This is a genomic window from Streptomyces sp. NPDC008121 (assembly GCF_042957155.1).
In the GTDB taxonomy this organism is placed as follows: Bacteria; Actinomycetota; Actinomycetes; order Streptomycetales; family Streptomycetaceae; genus Streptomyces.
This window is the reverse complement of the sequence record NZ_JBIBHT010000008.1, coordinates 178025-198218: the sequence shown is the minus strand read 5'-3', so window position 1 is coordinate 198218 and position 20194 is coordinate 178025. Positions and strand designations below refer to the sequence as shown.

Annotated in this window: 18 protein-coding genes; 10 read left to right on the top strand and 8 right to left on the bottom strand. The window is 73.4% G+C overall.

Going from position 1 to position 20194, the window contains the following annotated elements:
- Positions 1-122: 122 nt before the first annotated feature.
- On the top strand, positions 123-641 hold the full coding sequence (locus ACFZBD_RS25960; protein WP_391143796.1) for a helix-turn-helix domain-containing protein: 519 nt from the start codon (positions 123-125) through the stop codon (positions 639-641).
- A gap of 173 nt (positions 642-814) precedes the next feature.
- A complete protein-coding gene (locus tag ACFZBD_RS25955) occupies positions 815-1180 on the top strand; it encodes a DUF6083 domain-containing protein (protein WP_391143794.1) in 366 nt (121 codons plus the stop codon).
- 33 nt (positions 1181-1213) lie between these two features.
- On the opposite strand, the gene ACFZBD_RS25950 is transcribed toward ACFZBD_RS25955, so the two are convergent.
- Positions 1214-1738 carry a carboxymuconolactone decarboxylase family protein gene (locus tag ACFZBD_RS25950; protein ID WP_391143791.1) on the bottom strand — a complete coding sequence of 175 codons (525 nt, stop codon included), beginning with the start codon at positions 1736-1738 and terminating at the stop codon, positions 1214-1216.
- Between ACFZBD_RS25950 and ACFZBD_RS25945 the strand changes: the two genes are divergently transcribed.
- Complete coding sequence (locus ACFZBD_RS25945; RefSeq protein WP_391143788.1) at positions 1727-2245, top strand: MarR family transcriptional regulator; 519 nt, start codon at positions 1727-1729, stop codon at positions 2243-2245. The genes ACFZBD_RS25950 and ACFZBD_RS25945 overlap by 12 nt on opposite strands.
- A gap of 61 nt (positions 2246-2306) precedes the next feature.
- Here ACFZBD_RS25945 and ACFZBD_RS25940 read toward each other — a convergent pair whose 3' ends face one another.
- A complete protein-coding gene (locus ACFZBD_RS25940) occupies positions 2307-3473 on the bottom strand; it encodes an SGNH/GDSL hydrolase family protein (protein ID WP_391143785.1) in 1167 nt (388 codons plus the stop codon).
- Positions 3474-3598: 125 nt separating this feature from the next.
- Here ACFZBD_RS25940 and ACFZBD_RS25935 point away from each other — a divergent pair, with 125 nt between their 5' ends.
- The gene (locus ACFZBD_RS25935; protein WP_391143782.1) at positions 3599-4588 is read left to right on the top strand and encodes an aldo/keto reductase; all 990 of its coding nucleotides are present in this window, start codon (positions 3599-3601) and stop codon (positions 4586-4588) included.
- Between the two features lie 190 nt (positions 4589-4778).
- Here the strand turns inward: ACFZBD_RS25935 and thpR are convergent, their stop codons facing one another.
- Positions 4779-5348: an RNA 2',3'-cyclic phosphodiesterase gene (gene thpR, locus ACFZBD_RS25930; RefSeq protein ID WP_391143778.1), complete on the bottom strand. Its 570-nt coding sequence runs from the start codon at positions 5346-5348 to the stop codon at positions 4779-4781.
- Positions 5349-5427: 79 nt separating this feature from the next.
- Here thpR and ACFZBD_RS25925 point away from each other — a divergent pair, with 79 nt between their 5' ends.
- A complete protein-coding gene (locus ACFZBD_RS25925) occupies positions 5428-5934 on the top strand; it encodes a GNAT family N-acetyltransferase (protein WP_391143776.1) in 507 nt (168 codons plus the stop codon).
- A 73-nt stretch (positions 5935-6007) separates the two neighbouring features.
- Here ACFZBD_RS25925 and ACFZBD_RS25920 read toward each other — a convergent pair whose 3' ends face one another.
- Positions 6008-7348, bottom strand: a complete 1341-nt coding sequence (locus ACFZBD_RS25920; RefSeq protein WP_391144378.1) for an MFS transporter — start codon at positions 7346-7348, stop codon at positions 6008-6010.
- Positions 7349-7543: 195 nt separating this feature from the next.
- Entirely contained in the window at positions 7544-8005 is a 462-nt protein-coding gene (locus ACFZBD_RS25915; RefSeq protein WP_391143774.1) for a MarR family transcriptional regulator, read from the bottom strand.
- Between the two features lie 132 nt (positions 8006-8137).
- Here ACFZBD_RS25915 and ACFZBD_RS25910 point away from each other — a divergent pair, with 132 nt between their 5' ends.
- Positions 8138-8329, top strand: a complete 192-nt coding sequence (locus tag ACFZBD_RS25910; protein WP_356891598.1) for a ribbon-helix-helix protein, CopG family — start codon at positions 8138-8140, stop codon at positions 8327-8329.
- A 60-nt stretch (positions 8330-8389) separates the two neighbouring features.
- On the opposite strand, the gene ACFZBD_RS25905 is transcribed toward ACFZBD_RS25910, so the two are convergent.
- Positions 8390-9841, bottom strand: a complete 1452-nt coding sequence (locus ACFZBD_RS25905) for a solute carrier family 23 protein (RefSeq protein WP_391143770.1) — start codon at positions 9839-9841, stop codon at positions 8390-8392.
- 187 nt (positions 9842-10028) lie between these two features.
- Here ACFZBD_RS25905 and ACFZBD_RS25900 point away from each other — a divergent pair, with 187 nt between their 5' ends.
- The 3 genes from ACFZBD_RS25900 to ACFZBD_RS25890 all read left to right on the top strand — a co-directional run bounded on the left by ACFZBD_RS25900 (position 10029) and on the right by ACFZBD_RS25890 (position 13512).
- Entirely contained in the window at positions 10029-10319 is a 291-nt protein-coding gene (locus tag ACFZBD_RS25900; RefSeq protein WP_391143768.1) for a DUF2530 domain-containing protein, read from the top strand.
- Between the two features lie 140 nt (positions 10320-10459).
- On the top strand, positions 10460-12868 hold the full coding sequence (locus tag ACFZBD_RS25895) for an HAD-IC family P-type ATPase (RefSeq protein ID WP_391143766.1): 2409 nt from the start codon (positions 10460-10462) through the stop codon (positions 12866-12868).
- A 107-nt stretch (positions 12869-12975) separates the two neighbouring features.
- Positions 12976-13512 carry a hypothetical protein gene (locus tag ACFZBD_RS25890; protein ID WP_391143763.1) on the top strand — a complete coding sequence of 179 codons (537 nt, stop codon included), beginning with the start codon at positions 12976-12978 and terminating at the stop codon, positions 13510-13512.
- A gap of 128 nt (positions 13513-13640) precedes the next feature.
- On the opposite strand, the gene ACFZBD_RS25885 is transcribed toward ACFZBD_RS25890, so the two are convergent.
- Positions 13641-16850 (bottom strand): sacsin N-terminal ATP-binding-like domain-containing protein, encoded by a 3210-nt coding sequence (locus tag ACFZBD_RS25885; RefSeq protein ID WP_391143761.1) that lies wholly within the window; start codon positions 16848-16850, stop codon positions 13641-13643.
- 516 nt (positions 16851-17366) lie between these two features.
- Complete coding sequence (locus ACFZBD_RS25880) at positions 17367-18287, bottom strand: DUF3027 domain-containing protein (RefSeq protein WP_391143758.1); 921 nt, start codon at positions 18285-18287, stop codon at positions 17367-17369.
- A 390-nt stretch (positions 18288-18677) separates the two neighbouring features.
- Here ACFZBD_RS25880 and ACFZBD_RS25875 point away from each other — a divergent pair, with 390 nt between their 5' ends.
- Positions 18678-20042, top strand: coding sequence for an MFS transporter (locus ACFZBD_RS25875; protein ID WP_391143754.1), 1365 nt, complete (start codon positions 18678-18680; stop codon positions 20040-20042).
- The last annotated feature ends 152 nt before the right edge of the window (positions 20043-20194 follow it).

The following is a 20194-nucleotide window of genomic DNA, read 5'->3' as shown; positions in this document are numbered from 1 at the left end:
TCGTACTGTGCCGACCGGCGCTACCGGCGCCCACCTGCGTTCCGTATACGGAACGTTCTGTTTGTGGAACGATAGACCTCTCGGAGGCGGGGATCAACCGGCCCCGGACGAGAAGGGGCACCATGGACCTGGCCGCCGAAGCGGGCCTGCGCGTACGGGAGTTGCGCGAGGCGCGGGGCATGTCGCTGTCCGAGCTGGCGCGCCGGTCCGGGGTCGGCAAGGGGACGCTGTCCGAGCTGGAGAGCGGGCGGCGCAATCCGACCCTGGAGACGCTCTACGCCCTGACGACGGCGCTCAAGGTGCCCCTGAGCACCGCCCTGCAGGGCCTCCCGTCCCCCGCCGAGATCTCCGGCGAGGCCGTGGACGCCGTCCTCGTCGAGCGGTTCGAGGCCGATGACTCGGTGACGGAGACCTACCGCATCCGCATCCGCTCCGGGGCGACGCAGGAGTCCGCCGCCCACTCCCCCGGCACCACGGAGCACCTCGTCGTCCTCGCCGGCATCGCGCGCGTCGGCGGGCTCGGGGACCCCGTCCTGATCGGCCCTGGGCAGCACGGCAGTTGGGCCGCCGACGTCCCTCACGTGTACCAGGCATCGGAGGGGGCCGTGGAGGCCCTGCTGATCGTGCGCCACCCGCGGTGACCGCCCGCCCGGAGGAGGTTTTCCGGTGTCGAAAACGGGGGATTGTCCCGCGGGGTTCACTCTGTCCATCGATGGGGAGTTCGCGCGTGCCCGAAGGGTCCGCGCGCGGGGGGAGGCACCATGGAGACTGTCGCGGCCTTGACCGTGCCGGCCGACGGCGACGGGCGCGGGCGATGAGCGATCCGGTGCTCGTGGGGGAGGTCCTGGCGGGGCTTGCCCCGATGGCCGGGGGCATCCCGGACCAGCGGAAGCCCGGCACCGCCGCGTGCTCCGGGTGCGGCGCGCGCGCCGCCTGGCACCGAACGACGCACGGCCGGTGGATCCTCATGGAGCCCGGCGAGTGGCCGATCGGTTCCGTCCCGGCCGGAAGGCGCTGGCGCGTCGCCGGTGACGGCACGGCCGTCGACCTGGGTCACGCCCAGCCCTCCGACACCTGCCGGATCAGCCACTTCGACGTCTGTCCGGACCGACCGGCCCCCACCGACTCCCTCGCCCTGCTGGCCCGTCGGCGCGACCACGCCCGCCGCGCCGCCCGCTGACCGGCCGCCGCCGTCCCGTCGGCGCGGGGTGGCTCACGTCGCGCCCGTGAGGCGGTTCGCCAGCGTCGACAGGGTGTAGGCACCGATGCCGAGGACGACCTCCAGGGCGTTCTGCCGGTCGTAGCCGTGCCGGAGGAACAGGTCCAGCTCGTCGTAGCTCACCGCGCCCGACGAGGCGAGCACCGCATGGGTGAACTGCCGTATGGCCTCCAGCCGTTCGGGCTCCTCGGCCGGGCCGAGGGCGGCCAGCTTCTTCTCGTGCAGCGCGATGCAGAGGTGGCACTGGTTGCGGGTGGCGACCGTGAGGATGACCGTCTCGCGCGCGTGCGGGTCCAGGGTCGTGGACTCGAAGAGCGCGCTCAGCTTGAGGAAGCCGTCGAGAGCGTGCGGGGACTCGGCCATCCGGGCGACCGCCTGCGGAAGGTGACCCCATGCGGCGATCACGGACTCCATGGCGGGGCGGGCTGCGGCGGGGGCGGTCTCCAGGGTGTGGTCGGTGAACAAGGCGACTCCTGAGGCAGAGAGGGCGGGAGTAGAATCGACAACATGGTTGACCATGACGAGGAGAGAAACGTAAACCAGGTTGTCGAAGAGGGCAAGGGAGTTCCGGGGTTCGAGCTGCCCCTCCTCCTCTTCGCCGGCTTCCGCACGCTCATCGACCGCCTCCACGCCGAGCTGGCCCGCCAGGGCCACCCCGGCCTCCGCCCGGCGTACGGCTTCGCCCTGCAGGCCGTCGGCGCCCACGGAGCGACCGCCAGCGAGATCGGGCGGCGGCTCGGCGTCTCCAAACAGGCGGCGGGCAAGACCGTCGACCGGCTCGTCGACCTCGGCTACGCCCAGCGCACCGACGACCCCGCCGACGCCCGCCGCAAGCTCGTCCGGCTCACCCCGCGCGGCTTCGACGCCCTCGCCCGCTCGGCCGCGGTCTTCGACCGGCTGCGCACGGAATGGACCGACACCCTCGGCCTCGAGCGCGTACGGGACATGGAGACCGCCCTGCGGACCGTCGTACCGACGGAGACGGCGTACCGCCTCGATGCCACGAGCTGGCTCGGCGGCTCCTGACCGGGGACGCGCCACAGGGCACCCCGCAGGAGGTGCCCTGACGACCCCGGCAAGACACCCCCTACGCCGGACCCCTCCCGTACATCGCCGCGATCGACTGCGCCACGGCGTCACCGTTCCCGTCGCGGCCCGTCTCGTTCGCCCACAGGAACCAGGGGAACGTCTGGTGATGCAGGGTCACCTGGGACGGCTCCAGCAGGCCGCCCGTCCCCCGGTCCGTCCCGTCGCACGCCGTCGACGCGCCCGTCGCCGCGTACAGGTCGACGAAGCGGGCCTTGTGCTGCTTCGCCTTCGCCGCCATCAGCGTGTTCAGACGGGCCTGGACCAAGCCGTCGAGCAGCGGCCAGGCCGCCTCCGGGATGTCCGCCAACGGCCTGCCCGCCGCGCCCGTCAGTACTTTTTGGGGCTCGGTCCGCCTCCGGGCGCTCTGTGCGGCTGTCGACGGTCGATCGTGCTCGCCCGCTCGTACCTCGCGGCCTGCGCGCGTTCTCCCTTTCGACAGCCGCGCGCCCTTCGGCTCACGGCACCTCCCGCGGTCCTCCGGGACCAGCCGCGGATAGCCCACCAGCACGACGTCGGCCGCCGGGGACTCGCTGGAGATCTCCGAGAACAGCTTGTCCAGGTCCTTGCCGGTCTCCGTGAAGCGCGCCTCCAGCCAGGCGGCGCCCGCGCCCCGCGCGAAGTACGCGGCGCAGTCGCCCGCCGGGGACGAGGCGTCCACGGGCGCGCCCGGGTGCAGCGCGCCCTCCGTGCCGCGCAGCCGCGCCGAGCACTGCTCGAGCACCTGCCCGACCCCCGCCGTCGCGGCGCCGAGCCCGACCACGACCAGCCGCGTCTCCTTCGTCAGGGCCCGCTTCTGGGGAACGGCCGCCAACCCGCCACCGAGGTCCTGCTCCTCCCAGACATGGTTCAGCCGCGCGCCCGCGCAGGACACGTCCGCCGTGATGTCGAGCAGGATCGACTGGTCGGCGAGCTGGTCCTCGATCACATCGGGCAGGTTCTCCCGGGCCCGTACGCACAGCAGCGCGCCGTCCTCGACGGGCGCGATGCCGTAGCTCCCGATCGACTCGTCCCCCAGGAAGACCGTCGGCACCCGCTCGGCGAGTCCCGGCGCCACCGCCCCCGACCCTCCGGGCCCCGGCACCCCCGGCCCGGGAGCCGCCGCACCTCCCCCCGCCGCCGCCACCAGCAACGCCACCGCCGCGCCCACCGCGCTCCTCAGCCCCATGCCCGCATTGAAGCGCCCCGGCCGGACCGACTCACCGCGCCGGGCCCCCGCCTCACCCGGAGGAGCGATACGACCGGAATCAAACCCTTGCTTCGAGCGCACTCCAACGCCTTGGCTGTACGTCCATGAAGTACACGCAGCTCGGACGCACCGGACTCAAGGTCAGCCGACTCGTCCTCGGCACGATGAACTTCGGCCCGCAGACGGACGAGGCCGACAGCCACGCGATCATGGACGCCGCGCTCGACGCGGGCATCAACTACGTCGACACCGCCAACGTCTACGGCTGGGGTGAGAACAAGGGCCGCACCGAGGAGATCATCGGGAGCTGGTTCGACCAGGGCGGCGACCGCCGCGACCGGACCGTCCTCGCCACCAAGGTGTACGGCAACATGGCCGCCGACGGAGAGGTGTGGCCCAACCACGACCGGCTCTCCGCCGTGAACATCCGCCGCGCCGTCGAGGCCAGCCTCAGGCGGCTGCGGACCGACCACATCGACGTCTACCAGTTCCACCACATCGACCGCCGGACCCCCTTCGAGGAGATCTGGCAGGCCGTCGACGTACTCGTCCAGCAGGGCAAGATCCTCTACGCCGGCTCCTCCAACTTCCCCGGCTACAAGATCGCCCAGGCCAACGAGGCCGCGGCCCGGCGCGGCACGCTCGGGCTCGTCAGCGAGCAGTGCCTGTACAACCTCGCCGAGCGGCGTGCCGAGATGGAGGTCATCCCGGCCGCGCAGGAGTACGGCCTCGGGGTCATCCCCTGGTCGCCGCTGCACGGCGGTCTGCTCGGCGGCGTCCTCAAGAAGGAGAGCGAGGGCAGGCGGCGGGCCTCCGGGCGGTCTGCGGACGCGCTGGCCAGCACCTCCGTACGCGCGCAGGTGCAGGCGTACGAGGATCTGCTCGACAAGCACGGGATCGAGCCCGGCGAGGCGGCCCTGGCCTGGCTGCTCACCCGCCCCGGGGTGACCGGGCCGATCGTCGGCCCGCGCACGGCCGAGCAGCTGGCGAGCGCGCTGCGGGCCGTGGAGCTGGAGCTGTCGGAGGAGGTACTGGCCGGTCTCGACGAGATCTTCCCGGGGCCGGGGCCGTCCCCCGAGGCCTTCGCCTGGTGATCGGGCGCACGGGCCCCGCGCGGTGAGTCGCGGGCGTCCGTCGGGGGCGGCCGTGGCGGGCGTCCTCACGTGCGGCCGTGGCGTGCGGCCGGGTGCCTCACACGACGGACGCCACCGCGATGATCGCGAACATCAGGACAAGTACGCCGGCCATGATCCGGTTACGGGTTTTGGGGTCCACCCTTCGAGGTTAACCCGCGCCGCCCAGCGGCCAGGCGCCGACCGTCTCGTACCGCGGCCGTTCTCCCGGGACTCCGCCGCCCGGGAGGCGGCTGCGGACGAGGGCCAGCTCGGTGACCTGCCAGCGACTGCCCTCGAAGGGGGCGAGCGCCGCGACGAACGGGCGCAGGTCCGTGTCCACGCGGGCGCGGGCGATCGTCAGATGGGCCTGGTAGCGGCGGTGCTCGTCCATCGCCACGCCCGCCCGGCGGGCGGCGGCGTCGGCGCGCTCGGCGAGCAGCCGGAGCTGGTCGAGGCCTCCCGCGGCCCCGACCCACAGGGCGCGCCGGCCGAAGCGGCCGCCGCCGTGGAGGCGGAGGGGAAAGGGCGCGGTGCGGTGGGCGGCGCGGGCGAGGCGGTCGTGGAGGTCGGGGAGCAGCTCCTCGTCGACCTCGCCCATGAAGGCGAGCGTGAAGTGCCAGCCGGGCCGGAAGGTCCAGCGCAGGTCGTCGGCGCCGGGCAGCCGGGTCAGGCGGTCGACCTCCCCGGCGAGTTCGTCGGCCTCTCTCCCGGGCGGCAGTACGGCAGCGAAGAGCCTCATGGGAGAAGTCTGGCAGTGGCGGGGACGGGACGTCGCGACCCCGGCGGGGCCGGCCGGGCGCCCCTGTAGCCTCGGCCCGATGGAGATCATCATCAGGAAGGGCGGGGCGGACGACATCCCCGCGATACTCGGGATGCTCGACAGCGCGGTCGCCTGGCTGAACGGCAAGGGGATCACCGACCAGTGGGGCACCGAGCCGTGGTCGGCGCGGCCGAAGGCGGTGCGCCAGGTCGAGGAGACCGTGATCGAGGGCAACCCGTGGATCGCCGAGATCGACGGGGTCCCGGCGGGCACGCTCACGCTGACCCCGCATCCCGGCCCACACGTCCCGCGGGTGGAGGAGCCGGAGCTGTACGTCCGGCTGCTGACGATCGACGGCCGCTTCCACGGCCGCGGCGTGGGCGCGGCGCTCCTGGCGCACGCGGCGGAGGAGACGCGCCGGCAGGGCCTGTCGCTGCTGCGGGTCGACTGCTTCGCGGGCAGCGGGGGCCGGCTGGTGGCGTACTACGAGGGCCAGGGCTTCACCCCGACGGACACGTTCACGGTCGGTGACTGGCGGGGGCAGATCCTGGAACGCCGGTTCTAAGGGGGTCCCCAGGGGGTGTGCCCGGGGCGCGGAGGGGGTCCTCCGTGCCGCCGGGTCGCACGGAGGATCCGCCCTAGGCCGCCGTGGCGAGCCGCTCGCGGCTCTCGCGGGCCACGAAGCGGACCTGCGGGTGGCCGTGGTGCCAGGCGAACGCCATCCGCAGGCCCCCGACCTTCGCGAGGACCAGGCCGATGACTCCGGCCGCCGTCAGGCTGACCAGGCCGCCGGTGGCGAAGCCGACGCGGGCGCCGTAGGTGTCGGTGATCCAGCCGAGCAGCGGGGCCCCGATGGGGGTGCCGCCGACGAAGACCATCAGGTAGAGGCTCATCACCCGGCCCCGCATGACGGGGTCGGTGGCCATCTGGACGGCCGAGTTCGCGGTGACGTTGATGGTCAGGCCGACCATGCCGATCGGGACGAGCAGCAGCGCGAAGAGCCAGAAGGAGGGCGAGAGGGCTGCCGCGATCTCCAGGAGTCCGAAGGCCACCGCCGCGACGACCACCATCCGGAGCCGTGAGCTGCCGCGCCGGGCGGCGAGCAGGGCGCCCGCGAGGGAGCCGGCCGCCATCAGCGTATTGAGGAAGCCGTACGTCCCCGCGCCCACGTGGTAGACGTCGTCGGCGAAGGCGGTCAGCCAGATCGGGAAGTTGAAGCCGAAGGTGCCGACGAAGCCCACGAGGACGATCGGCCACATCAGGTCCGGCCGCCCGGCGACGTACCGCAGCCCTTCGCGCAGCTGTCCCTTGCCGCGGGGCACGCGCTCGACCTTGTGGAACTCGCTCGGGCGCATCAGCAGCAGGCCGGTGAGCGGGCCGAGGAAGAAGAGTCCGTTGAGCAGGAACGACCAGCCGCTGCCGACGGTGGCGATGAGCACACCGGCGACGGCGGGGCCGATCAGCCGGGCGGACTGGAAGTTGGCGGAGTTCAGCGAGACGGCGTTGCGCAGCTGGTCCGGGCCGACCATCTCGGAGACGAAGGACTGCCGGGTCGGGTTGTCGACGACGGTGACCATGCCGAGCAGGAAGGCGACGAGGTAGACGTGCCAGACCTGCACGTGGCCGGAGAGGGTCAGGACGGCGAGCGCGAGTCCGCAGAGGCCGAGGGCGGCCTGGCTGAAGAGGAGGATGAGCCGCTTCGAGTACCGGTCGGCGATGACGCCGCCGTACAGGCCGAAGAGCAGCATCGGCAGGAACTGCAGCGCCGTGGTGATGCCGACGGCGGCGGCGGAGCCGGTGAGGCTGAGCACCAGCCAGTCCTGGGTGATCCGGGCCATCCACGTGCCGGTGTTGGAGACGATGGCGCCGGTGAAGAAGAGCCGGTAGTTCCGGATCCTGAGGGAGGAGAACGTCCCGCGGCCTCCGCGCGCGACGCGGTCGCCGTCGCGGTCGACGCTCTTGACGCCGTCGCGGTCGATGCTGTCGCCGTCGCGGTCGACGCTCTCGACGCCGTCACGGTCGCGGTCGCGGTCGTCGCCGGCGCTGGGGCCGACGGGGTTCCGGGGCCCCCGGGGGGTATCGGTGTGGGTGGGGTGGACGGGTGCGGAGTCTGCTCCGGGTCCCGTACTCAAAGCGCGTCGCCTCCTCGGCGTCGGTGGTGGGCGGTCGGGCGACTACCCCCGGGGAAGGGGCGTCATGTGGGCGAGCTTCTCCAGCACGGGGGCGGCGGCGCGCAGCCGGGCCCACTCGTCCTCGTCCAGGCCCTCGGCGAGGGTGGCCAGCCAGGCGTTCCGCTTGCGGCGGGACTCCTCGAGCATGGCCTCGGCCCGCTCGGTCTGGCTGACGACCTTCTGCCGACGGTCGTCGGGGTGCGGCTCGAGCCTGACCAGACCCTTGGCTTCGAGCAGCGCGACGATCCTGGTCATCGACGGCGGCTGGACGTGTTCCTTGCGGGCCAGCTCGCCGGGGGTGGCGGAGCCGCAGAGCGAGAGCGTGCCGAGCACCGACATCTCGGTCGGGCTCAGCGACTCGTCGACGCGCTGGTGCTTGAGGCGTCGGCTCAGCCGCATGACGGAGGAGCGGAGCGCGTTCACGGCCGCGACGTCGTCTGCGGTGCCGTGGGACAGGTCAGGCATGTTCTTTAGACTAACTCATTACCCTGGCTAAGTACCAATGGGAATGCCGAGTCTCACATTGCTCACCCGAACGAGTGAGATGCATCCGGAAAGTGACGCAGGGGGCCCGTCCGTGCCGCGACCCTGGCGGGCATGGGATCGACAGTGCTCAGCCTGCGCATCGACGGTGAGCTGCTCGACCGGCTCAAGGGGCATGCGGCCAAACGCGGAATGAGCGTCCAGGACTATGTGGTCCGGACGCTCATTCGCGACGACTTCGACGAGCGGTTCCAGACCGCCGTCGACGAGACGGAGAAGTTCTACGGGGTCACGCGGCCCACCTGAGGCCGCCACCGCCTGCGACCCGCGTCCCCGCGAGCCGCAGGGCGCCGGGGCCGCCGACGGTCACGTGAGGCCGAGCGCCGGCATCGCGTAGTAGAAGACGAAGACCGCCGACACGACGTACATCGCCACCGGGACCTCGCGGCCCCGGCCGGCCGCGAGACGCAGCACGCTGAAGGCGATGAAGCCGATGCCGATGCCGTTCGTGATGGAGTACGTGAACGGCATCATCACCATGGCCAGGAACGCCGGGACGGCGATCGTGAAGTCGCTCCAGTCGATCTCCTTGACCGACCCGGCGAGGATCAGGAAGCCGACCGCGAGCAGCGCCGGCGTGGCCGCCTGGGACGGGACCATCGTCGCCAGCGGCGTGAGGAACAGCGCCACCGAGAACAGTCCGCCGGTGACCACCGACGCGAGACCCGTCCGGGCGCCCTCGCCGACACCGGCCGTGGACTCCACGAAGCAGGTGGTGGCGGAGGACGAGGTGGCGCCGCCGGAGGCGACCGCCAGGCCGTCCACGAGCAGCACCTTGTTGATGCCGGGGAAGTTGCCGTCCTCGTCCATCAGCTTGGCCTCGTCGCCGACGCCGAGGATGGTGCCCATGGCGTCGAAGAAGCAGGAGAGCAGGACGGTGAAGACGAAGAGGACGCCCGTCAGCATGCCGACCTTGTCGAAACCGCCGAAGAGGCTCACCTGGCCGACCAGACCGAAGTCGGGCGAGGCGACCGGGTTCCCGGGCCACGTCGGGGTGGTGAGGCCCCAGGACGGGACGGTGGCCACGGCGTTGATCACCATCGCGACGAGCGTCATGACGACGATGGAGATCAGGATGGCGCCGGGGACCTTGCGGATGATCAGCGCGAGGGTCAGCAGCGTGCCGAGGACGAAGACCAGCACCGGCCAGCCCGTGAGGTGACCGTCGCCGCCGAGCTGGAGCGGGACGGTGGTGTGGGCGGCGTCGGGGATGCGGGAGACGAAGCCCGCGTCGACGAGGCCGATCAGCATGATGAAGAGGCCGATGCCGATCGCGATGCCCTTGCGCAGACCCACCGGGACCGCGTTCATCACGCGCTCGCGCAGACCGGTCGCCACCAGCAGCATCACGACGATGCCGGCGAGGACGACCATGCCCATGGCGTCGGGCCAGGACATCCGGGGCGCGAGCTGGAGGGCGACGACCGTGTTGACGCCGAGACCGGCGGCGAGGGCGATCGGGACGTTGCCGATGACGCCCATGAGCAGGGTCGACAGGGCGGCCGTGAGGACGGTCGCGGTGACGAGCTGGCCGCCGTCGAGCTGGTGCCCGTACATGTCCTTGGCGCTGCCGAGGATGATCGGGTTCAGCACGATGATGTAGGCCATCGCGAAGAAGGTGGCGAAGCCGCCACGGATCTCGCGGGCGACGGTCGAGCCGCGCTCGGAGATCTTGAAGTAGCGGTCGAGGCCGGAGCGGGGACCCCGAGGGGTGCCGGGCTCGGGGGCGCCGGCCTGGGCGGCGGCCGTGGTGCTCATGGGGTTCCTCTACGGGGGCGATTTGGCGGTTCATACGAGAGAAACCCGCCAGAGGCAAACCGTTTCAGTATGAACACATGAGCGAGACACCGTCCATCTCCGCGCGTAGAACCTTGGGGCGGAACGGCGGAGCGGCCGAGGCACCGGCCCCGACGGGCCTCACACGGCCGCCGCCTAGACTGACGGCATGGCGAAGTGGATCCCCAAGCACGAGGCACCCGACCCCCTGGAGGGGCCGGTCGTCGCCACCATCACCGGCGGCACGATCCTGTGGTTCGTCCTCTTCCTGGTGCAGGTCCCCTTCTACGGCTGGTTCGACGACCGGGACGCCGCCTGGTGGGTGTGGACCTGCCTGGCCGGCGCGGGGCTCGGCCTGATCGGCATCTGGTACGTCCGCAAGCGCGACGCGGCGATCAAGCGCTCGGAGGCGGCGGAGGCGGCGGCCGCAGGCGCAGGCGACCGACCGGACGGGCCGTAACCCGCAGCGGCCGACGCGTCGTACCCGTAACCCGGAGATGCCGGCCCCGTAGTACCCCGGGACCATTCCCCTCCTCCCCCGGTCTGATCTTCGGTCGCCTCGACGGGTGAACGACCCCTTCCGGTCGTAACGTCGAAAACATGACTCAGCGGGCGAAGATCGATACGGACGGCGTCGAGAACACGGCGACCGAGCCACCCGTCGTCCACCGCATCGCCGGACTGACCTCCGCCGAGGTCGCCGAACGCGTCGCCCGCGGCGAGGTCAACGACGTACCCGTCCGCTCCAGCCGCTCCACCGCCGACATCATCCGCGGCAACGTCTTCACCCGCTTCAACGCGATCATCGGCGTGCTGTGGGTGATCATGCTCTTCGTCGCGCCGATCCAGGACAGCCTCTTCGGCTTCGTGATCATCGCCAACACGGGCATCGGCATCATCCAGGAGCTGCGCGCCAAGAAGACCCTCGACGGGCTCGCCGTCATCGGCGAGGCGAAACCCACCGTCCGGCGCGACGGTGTCACCGCCGCCGTCTCCACCTCCGCGATCGTCCTGGGCGACCTCATCGAACTCGGGCCCGGCGACAAGGTCGTCGTCGACGGGGAGGTCGCGGAGGCCGACAGCCTGGAGATCGACGAGTCCCTGCTGACCGGCGAGGCCGACCCGGTCGTGAAGAAGCCCGGCGATCCGGTGATGTCCGGCTCGTTCGTCGTCGCGGGCGGCGGCGCGTTCACCGCCACCAAGGTGGGGCGCGAGGCGTACGCCGCCCAGCTCGCCGAGGAGGCGTCCCGCTTCACCCTCGTCCACTCCGAGCTGCGCTCCGGGATCTCCACCATCCTCAAGTACGTCACCTGGATGATGGTCCCGACCGCGATCGGGCTCGTCATCAGCCAGCTCGTCGTCAAGGACACCAACGTCAAGGACTCCGTCGCCCGGACCGTCGGCGGCATCGTCCCGATGATCCCCGAGGGGCTCGTCCTGCTCACCTCCGTCGCCTTCGCGATCGGGGTGATCCGGCTCGGCCGCAAGCAGTGCCTCGTGCAGGAACTGCCCGCCATCGAAGGCCTCGCCCGCGTCGACGTCGTCTGCCTCGACAAGACCGGCACCCTCACCGAGGGCGGCATGGACGTCACCGAGCTGCGCCCGCTGGGCGGCGCCGACGAGACGTACGTACGGAAGGTCCTCGGCGCCTTCGGCGAGTCAGACCCGCGCCCGAACGCCTCCCTCCAGGCCGTCATCGACGCCTATCCGGACACCGAGGAGTGGCGCTGCACCCAGGCGCTGCCCTTCTCCTCCGCCCGCAAGTACAGCGGAGCCGCCTTCAGCGAGGGCGACGGCGAGCACTCCGCCTGGCTGCTCGGGGCGCCCGACGTGCTCCTGCCGGCCGAGGACCCGGTGCTCGCCGACATCGACCGGCTCAACGAAGAGGGGCTGCGCGTCCTGCTCCTGGCGCGCACGGCCCGGGAGCTCGACGGACCCGACGTCGCCCGCGAGGCCCGGCCCACCGCCCTGGTCGTCCTCGAACAGCGGCTGCGGCCCGACGCGGCCGAGACCCTCGCCTACTTCGCCGACCAGGACGTCGCCGCCAAGGTCATCTCCGGCGACAACGCGGTCTCCGTCGGCGCCGTCGCCGGAAAACTCGGCCTGCCCGGCGCCGCGCACACCGTCGACGCCCGCCGGCTCCCCGCCGAGCGCGAGGAGATGGCGAAGGCCCTCGACGAGGGCGCCGTCTTCGGCCGGGTCACGCCGCAGCAGAAACGGGACATGGTCGGCGCCCTCCAGTCACACGGACACACCGTCGCCATGACCGGCGACGGCGTCAACGACGTCCTCGCGCTCAAGGACGCCGACATCGGCGTCTCCATGGGCTCGGGCTCGGAGGCGACCCGGGCCGTCGCCCAGATCGTGCTCCTGAACAACTCCTTCGCCACCCTGCCGTCGGTGGTGGCCGAGGGCCGCCGCGTCATCGGCAACATCACGCGCGTGGCGACCCTCTTCCTGACGAAGACCGTCTACTCCGTCCTCCTCGCCATCCTGGTCGTCTGCTCCCAGGTCGAGTACCCCTTCCTGCCGCGGCACCTGACCCTCCTGTCCACCCTCACCATCGGCGTCCCGGCCTTCTTCCTCGCCCTCGCCCCCAACAAGGAGCGCGCCAAGCCGCACTTCGTGAAACGGGTGATGCGGTACGCGATCCCGGCCGGCATCATCGCGGCGGCGGCCACCTTCACGACGTACCTCCTCGCCCGCTCCCACTACTCCGGCCCGAACGCCCTGGACGCCGAGACGAGCGCCGCGACCCTGACCCTCTTCCTGGTCTCCATGTGGGTTCTCGCGATCATCGCCCGCCCCTACACCTGGTGGCGCCTCTGCCTGGTCGCCACGATGGGCGGCGGCTTCCTCCTGGTCCTCGTCATCCCCTGGCTCCAGGACTTCTTCGCCCTGAAACTCGTGGGCGTGACGATGCCGTGGACAGCGGTCGCGGTGGCGGCGACCGGCGCGGCGGTCCTGGAGTTCGCATGGCGCTGGGTGGACCGCAAGTTCCCGGCCTAGCCGGCTGGACCTCACGTTCCCGGCCTGGCGCCGGGGCTGTCGACGAACGAACACAAGGTCACCGACTCGCCCCGCCGGACGCGGGGCGCACAAAAGGAAAACGGGGGGTGCACGAGGTGCGCAGAGCGGGACGTTTCGGGCCGGTGGGCGGGGGGCTGGTCGCGGTGGGGGCGGTGGTCCTCGCGGCGGCGGGCTTCTGGTTCTTCGTCGCCCACTCCATGTCCGAGCAGATCGCGCCCAGCCGGGTGGGGATGCGGATCGACGGCGGCGAGGTCACCGTCAGGGCCGCCCAGTGCCCCCACGAGCGGGTGCTGCGGGTCGAGGTCCGGGACGACGCGTCCGAACGGCTCGTCTGGAACGCCGAGGGCCCGCGGACCGCACAGGGCCGCGGCGGACTGCTGGCCCTGTGGAAGGCGGACGACTACGAGAAGCCCGCCGCCGGACCGCGGCCCGCTGAGCTGCCCCGGCGACTCGACGTGCTCGTCGACTACTCCGACGGCGGCATCGGCGCCGTCTTCGACACCGCGGCCGTCCAGGCCGCCCGGATGCCCGCCGGGTCCTACTGGACCCCCGACGGCGTCCGCACGGCCCAGGAACTCGACCGCCTCGTCCCGTGCGACGGCGCGACGGCCGCCGCGCCGTAACGGCGACGAGGGGACGGGGGTCCACGAGGGGACGGGGGCCCGCGAGGGGGCGGGGGTCCACCACGCGGCGTTCCGGCCGCGCGCCGGGCAGAGGTGAAGCCCCCGGCGCGGCGCGCGGCCCGGAAGGCTCAGTCGAACCAGCGGTCCCGCGCCAGCTCCGCCGTGCGCGACGGGTCCTCCAGGAGGGCCGCCACCTCGAAGCGGCGGGGCCACTGGCCCGCCGCCCAGGCGAGACCCGCGGCGACGCCCTCCAGGGTCGCGGCGTGGATGACGCCGTCCGGGGTGCGGCGCCAGTCCAGCTCCACGCCCCCGGCCAGCAGCTCCTCGTGCTCGACGTACGACTCCGGGGTCGCCGGACCGAGAAGGGCGTGCACCGACGGCGGGACGTCGTGCTCCTCGCCGACCGAGGTGACCTCCGCCTCCACCGTCTCGCTCAGCCGCCGGACCTGGAACAGCTCCGCCAGGTCCGCCGCCCGCGACGGCGAGACCGGCAGCAGCGGCAGCTCCCCGACCAGCGGCAGCAGGTCGGGCGCGTCGGCGACCAGGGCCTCCGCCGCGTCCACCACCACCAGTTCGCCGTCCACCACCGCACGCAGCTCGTCCGGAAGCGTCACCTGGTCGGGGTCCAGGTCGGCGAGCGCCGTGTACAGCGCGTGCAGTTGCTCGCCCGTCACCTCCCGCTCCGGATCCGCCAGCCGCGCCAGCAGCTCCGCCGCACCGCCCGGCTCGTCCAAGAGTGCGGCGACCGACGTCCGGACCCCCAGCGCCCGCAGGACCTGCTCGTCGTCGAAGCCCGTCGCGTCGGCGGAGTCGTACAGACCGGCGAGCAGCGGATCGGTGCCCGCCGCCCGCAGCCCGGCCGGCCGTCGGCCGTCCAGGACGGGGTGGTCGCGCAGCCACCACGCCGTGTACGACCGGACCGTCTCCGTCGTACCGTCCGGCAGCAGCACCCGTACGGGCTGGGTGAGCGCGTCCCGCAGCGGCGGGCGCGCGAGCAGCGTCAGCGCCCGGGGCCACGCGTCGTCGTCGACCAGGTCGAGATCCCGTACGGCGACGATCTCGGTCGCCACCGGCGGCACCGGGGACTCCGGGAGCCGGTCCAGGACGTCCTCGCACCACACGTCGACCGCGTCCAGCAGCCCGGCGTCGTCCGGCTCCGCGAAATCGCCCTCGCGCGGCTCCAGTTCGTCCGGGTCCAGCACCAGATCGGTGGCGCGGACCAGCGTGAAGTTCGCCAGCACCCCGCAGGCGGCCAGCGGCTGTTCGCCCCAGCGTTCCGCCAGCTCCGGGTCGCACAGGGCCAGTTCGTCCTCCCGCATCACCGCGGCGAACGGACTGCCCGGCAGCACCAGTTCACCGGCGGGCGACGGCTCCCCGTCCTCGTCCGGCAGCGCCAGCGCGCCCAGCCACGGCTCGTCACCGGGCTCCAGCTCCGCGTCCCTGACCAGCGCGAGGACGGTCTCCGCCAACTCCTCCGCGTCCAGGGCGTCCTCGTCCCAGATCTCCCCGGCGTCCAGGGACGCGGCGACCGCCGCCCTGACCTGCGGGGTCGTCAGAACCGCCCGCGGCGTCGCGGGCAGGGCCCCCAGCTTCTCCAGAAGCGGGTGCGCCGCCTCCGGATGGGCCACCTTCAGGCCGAGCCGGGTGAGGTCGGCGGGCGTGCCGTCCTGCGGCAGCAGGACGTGCCGGGGCCCGATCGTCGTACGCGTCCGGCCCGCCGCCGCCCCCTCCGACTCGTCCTCCGGGTCACCGCCGAACGGCCCTCGACCGCCGAACGGCTCCCCGCCGCCCGATGCTCCCGCCAGCGGGACCGGGAGGCCGGTCAGCCGGTCCGGGTCCACGCCCGCGAGGGAGTCGTACAGCCGCCACCACCACGACGGCGCCCTGTCCACCCCCGCCAGCCGGTCGATCGCCTCGGTGAGCGGCACCCGGCCGACCCCGAGGGTCCGCAGCTCGGGCCGCCGCTCCAGACCGGCCGGCAGCAGCGCCGGGAAGACCTCCGCGAGCACGGCGACCGTCTCCGCCCCCGCGCCCTCCACGACCTCGGCCTCCAGCGGCCGCAGCGCGGGCAGCTCCTCCGTGGGCGCCGCGGGCGCCAGGAACGCCACGCGCGGCAGCCGCCGCAGGATCGCCGCCCGCAGCTCCCCGTCGAGGGCGCCCTTGCCGAGCGGCCCCGGCACGAGGTCGATCGCGGCGACCGTCACCGGCCGCCATGCGGCGAGGAGTTCGGCGTACGCGTCCGCCGCCCGCTCGACCAGGAAGTCGGTGAGCGGCCCGGGCGCCGGGTGGCGGCGGGCGGTGTCCAGCGGCAGCGACGCGATCAGCAGGGCGGGCAGGCCGAGCGGTTCGTCGGTGGGCGTCGGCGCGTGGACCACGGGCGCGGTACGGGGGAACCTCGGCGCCCCTTCCGCGTCCACCGGGACCGCCCAGGTCACCGACCAGTGCGGACGCAGCCGTTCCTCGACCGGCCGGTCCTTGAGGAGGGCGGGCTCCAGCGGCCCGCCGTGGCCGACGGTCCGCCAGCGACGGGTCTCCCCGGCGGCGCTGTCCTCGATGTGGACGTACCCCTCGTGCTCGGAACGCGTGAGCACCCGTACCCCCTCGGGGGTCTCCACGACGATCTCGGCGAGGCCGGGCAGGGTGAGGAGCAGGGCGTCGTCGATGGAGCCGAGGAGCCGCTCGGCGAGGTCGACGGCGGCGGAGTCGCGCAGCGGGAGCACGACGACGGTGTCGTAGCCGTCGGGCGCGGTGCCCTCGGCGGGCAGCGGGAGGCGCAACAGCGGCACATGGCCGTCGCGGCGGCGCAGTTCGTCCCCGAGGCCCGGGCTGTGCCGGGCGGCGTCGGCGGCCAGCTCGCGGGCCTCGGCGAGGGACCAGCGGACTCCGCCGTGACGGCCCAGGACGGCGGGTTCGTCGCTGACGGCGAGGACGGCGGCGAAGCCGACGCCGAAGCGGCCGACGGCGGCGGTGTCGTTCTCCCGCTTGGCGGAGGCGCGCAGCGTCGACAGGGACTCGACACCGGTCGCGTCGAGCGGGGCGCCGGTGTTGGCGGCGGCCAGGAGCGCGGGGGCGTCGGGGCCGGCGGGGTGCAGGGTGAGGCGGAGGCGGCCGGTGACTCCGGCGCGGCCGGCGGCGTCGGCGGCGTTCTGGGCGAGTTCGACGACGAGCCGGTCGCGGTAGCCGCCGAGGGCGAGGTCCTCCTCGGCGTTGGCGTCCTCCCGGAACCGGGCGGGCCCGGCCCCCCAGGCATCGAGCACGCCCCGCCGCAGCCGGGCGGTGCCGAAGGGGTCGGCTCCGTCGGTCGTCGTCCTGACGCTGACGCTCACGTCTGACTCCACTCTGCGGGGCGGGATGAAAGGGATGGGGCAGGGGCCCGAAGGTACCGCGCCCCACCCCCCTCTCACGCCCACGGGTCACCCCGTCGCGCCACACCCGGTACTCCCCCCACCGCCCGCCCGCGCAGGCCACGGGCCGCCGCCGCGCACGTATGCGGCCGGCCGGCGCGGGCCCGGACGGCTCCACGGCCCGGAGCGCCCGAGCCGTGCCCGTATGCGGCCGGCTGCGTACGGGACGACGTGGACCGCGCCCGCCTTCACTTCCGGCCCGGCACCCTCGGCCCCACGGTCCGTACGGTGCCGTGGCCCGGGGCCGGAGCGTGGACGTACGGTGCCGTGGCCCGGGGCCGGAGCGTGGACGTACGGTGCCGTGGCCCGGGGCGCGGGACGGAACTCGGAGCGGACGCGCCCGCAGCGGCGCCGTCCCGTGTGCCCACCCGTCCCGCCCGGCGGGACGATCGCCCACACGGGGGCGGGGTGCGGGCGGGAAAGGTGCGGGCGGGAAGGCCCTAGGAGTGGCTAGGAGTGGCCCAGGTCCTCCGACGTGCCGTCCGGCTCCGTCACCGACCCCGAGTCCTTCGCGGGCCGGAGCGGGAACTCGTCCAACGCCATCGAGTCGTGGACCGGCTCCGCCGGTCGCGGCGGCTTCGGCATGATCGCGGCCTCGGAGTGGCCACCACAGCCGTACGCGAACGAGACGACCCGGCCGTCCGCCGGGGAGAACTCGTTGGCGCACACCCCGAAGGCCTGCTTCAGCGACCCCGCCAGCGGGACCAGGAACGCGCAGGACTCGCAGGACGCCGGCGCGGCCTGCGCCATCGGCGTCTTCGCGCCGAACGCCTCGTCCCAGCGGTCCGCCGCCACGTGCAGCCCGTACCGCGACAGGACCCGCGCCCTGCGCACGCCCAGCTCGTCGGCGACGGCGGCGATCGCACCGCGCGACGGCGTGCGGGAGACGATCTCCGCGTCCTCGGCGTCGAGGTGGTCCGCCATCTCCTCCGAGAGCGGGGAGTTCGGCGGCGGGGCGTCCTCGCCGGTGTACCCGGGCTCCAGGCGCAGGTCGTCCTGCTCCGTCGGCAGCAGGTCGCCGGGGCCCATGTCGCCCGGGCGGAGCCGCTCGCTCCACGGCACCCACTCGGGCGCGAGGAGGGCGTCGCCGCCCGGCAGCAGGACGGTCTCGTCCAGGGTGACGTTCTTGGCCCGGGAAGCCCGGGCGACCGTCACCGCCCAGCGCCAGCCGCGGTAGCCGGGTTCCTTGCACTCGAAGAAGTGCGTGACGACCCGGTCGCCCTCGGCGACGACCTCCACATGCTCCCCGACGATTCCGGGGGCGGCGGCCTCCTCGGCGGCCTCCCTCGCGAGGCCTACCGCATCGGCGCACAGGCGGTCGGGGATACGCGGGGTACGCGGGGTACGGCTTCGCGTCGTCGCAGCACTCACAGGTCTCGCTTCTCTCCTACGCCGTCTCACGGGTGCGCCGGCCGAGGAGCGGGAGCGAAATCACCGGGCGGCGGGCGGAGCGGACCAGAGGGCCGCATCGACGTCCGCACCCGACATGTCTCGCGTGTCTCGGGCACACCTATCGTCATCCATTCTGCGGGATGCCGAAGAGGCGCGCGGCCGAGAACTTCCGCCGGTGGCGCGCTACGCACGCTACCCCCTCCGCCGCCCGCCGCCCACCTGCCCGTCCCAAGTGGCCCGTATCGCGGACGCCACGAAGCGTCCGAGGAGGGGCCGGGAGGCACGCGGACGGCCCCGGAAGATCGCCGAAGTACGGCCGTAGGGCCGCGCTTCGGTTCGTACGGCAGGGGCGTGGGGCACTATGACGGGGTGGCAGCCGCACGGTCGTCCGCACGATCCCACGATCATGCCGGGCCGCTCCGCAGAGCGGGCCGGTCGGTCGGGCGCGCCCTCCACCTGCCGTTCACCGGCACGGCGCGAGGGATCAGAAAGGCGACCCACGCGCACGGGGCCGGCGAATCCGGCCTCGGCAAGCTGATCGAGCTGCACGCCGTGAACGGCGCCGGCGACGTGATGATCACCGTGGCGCTCGCGTCCACGGTCTTCTTCTCCGTGCCGACCGACGAGGCGCGCGGCCGGGTCGCGCTCTACCTGGCGATCACGATGGCCCCGTTCACCCTGCTGGCCCCCGTCATCGGCCCGCTCCTCGACCGCATTCCGCACGGGCGGCGCGCCGCGATGGCCGGGGCGATGCTCACCCGCGCGGTCCTGGCCGTCACCATGTCCGCGGCGGTGGCCACCGGCGGCATCGAGCTGTACCCGGCGGCGCTGGGCGTCCTCGTAGCCTCCAAGGCGTACGGAGTGGTCCGCAGCGCGGTCGTGCCGCGCCTGCTCCCACCGGACTTCTCCCTGGTCAGAGCCAACTCCCGGGTCACCCTCGCGGGCCTCCTCGCCACCGGCGTCGCCGCGCCGATCGGGGCGGGGCTCCAGCAGATCGGCCCGCCCTGGCCGCTGTACGGCGCGTGCGCGCTGTTCCTGCTGGGGGCGTACTGGGCCTTCCGGATGCCGCACAAGGTCGACTCGGCGAAGGGCGAGCGCCGGGCGCACCTGCTGACGCACGGCGAGGAGAAGCCGAGCCTCCGGACCGTCGGCCCTGCGGTACTGCACGGCCTCCAGGCGAACGCGGCCCAGCGCGTGCTCTCCGGGTTCCTCATCTTCTTCCTGGCCTTCCTGCTGCGCGAGCACCCGCTGGGGGACCAGAGCGCGGCGGTCTCCCTGGCGATCGTGGGCGTGGCGGCGGGCGTGGGGAACGCCTGCGGCACGGCCGTCGGCTCGCTGCTGCGCGAACGCGGGCACGGGCCGGAGGTGATCATCGCCACGATGATCACGATCGTGCTGACGGCGGCGATCTGCACGGCGGTCTTCTTCGGCGGGGTGATGGTGGCGGTCCTGGGGGCGGTGGCGGGGCTGACGCAGGCGCTGTCGAAGCTGTCGCTCGACGCCCTGATCCAGCGGGACGTGCCGGAGGTGGTGCGGACGTCGGCGTTCGCCCGGTCGGAGACGCTGCTGCAGATGGCGTGGGTGGTGGGCGGCGCGATCGGCATCGCGCTGCCGCTCAACGGCACGCTGGGCATGTCGGTCGCGGCGGCCATCCTGGCCCTGGGCGCCCTCCTCGCGGTCCGCGGCCTCCTCCGGGCGGCCCGCCGCCCCCTGCCCCGCCAACGGCCCGCCTGAGGGCCACCAGCCGCCGCGAGGGGGCCGGGGCCGGGGTCTTCACGGGTACGACTCCGGGTCGCGGGAACGAGTACCGCGCAGGTACGGCTCCGGGTCGCGGGAACGGCTGCCCCGCGGGAGGGCTCCCGAGCCGCGGGAACGAGCAGCGCGCG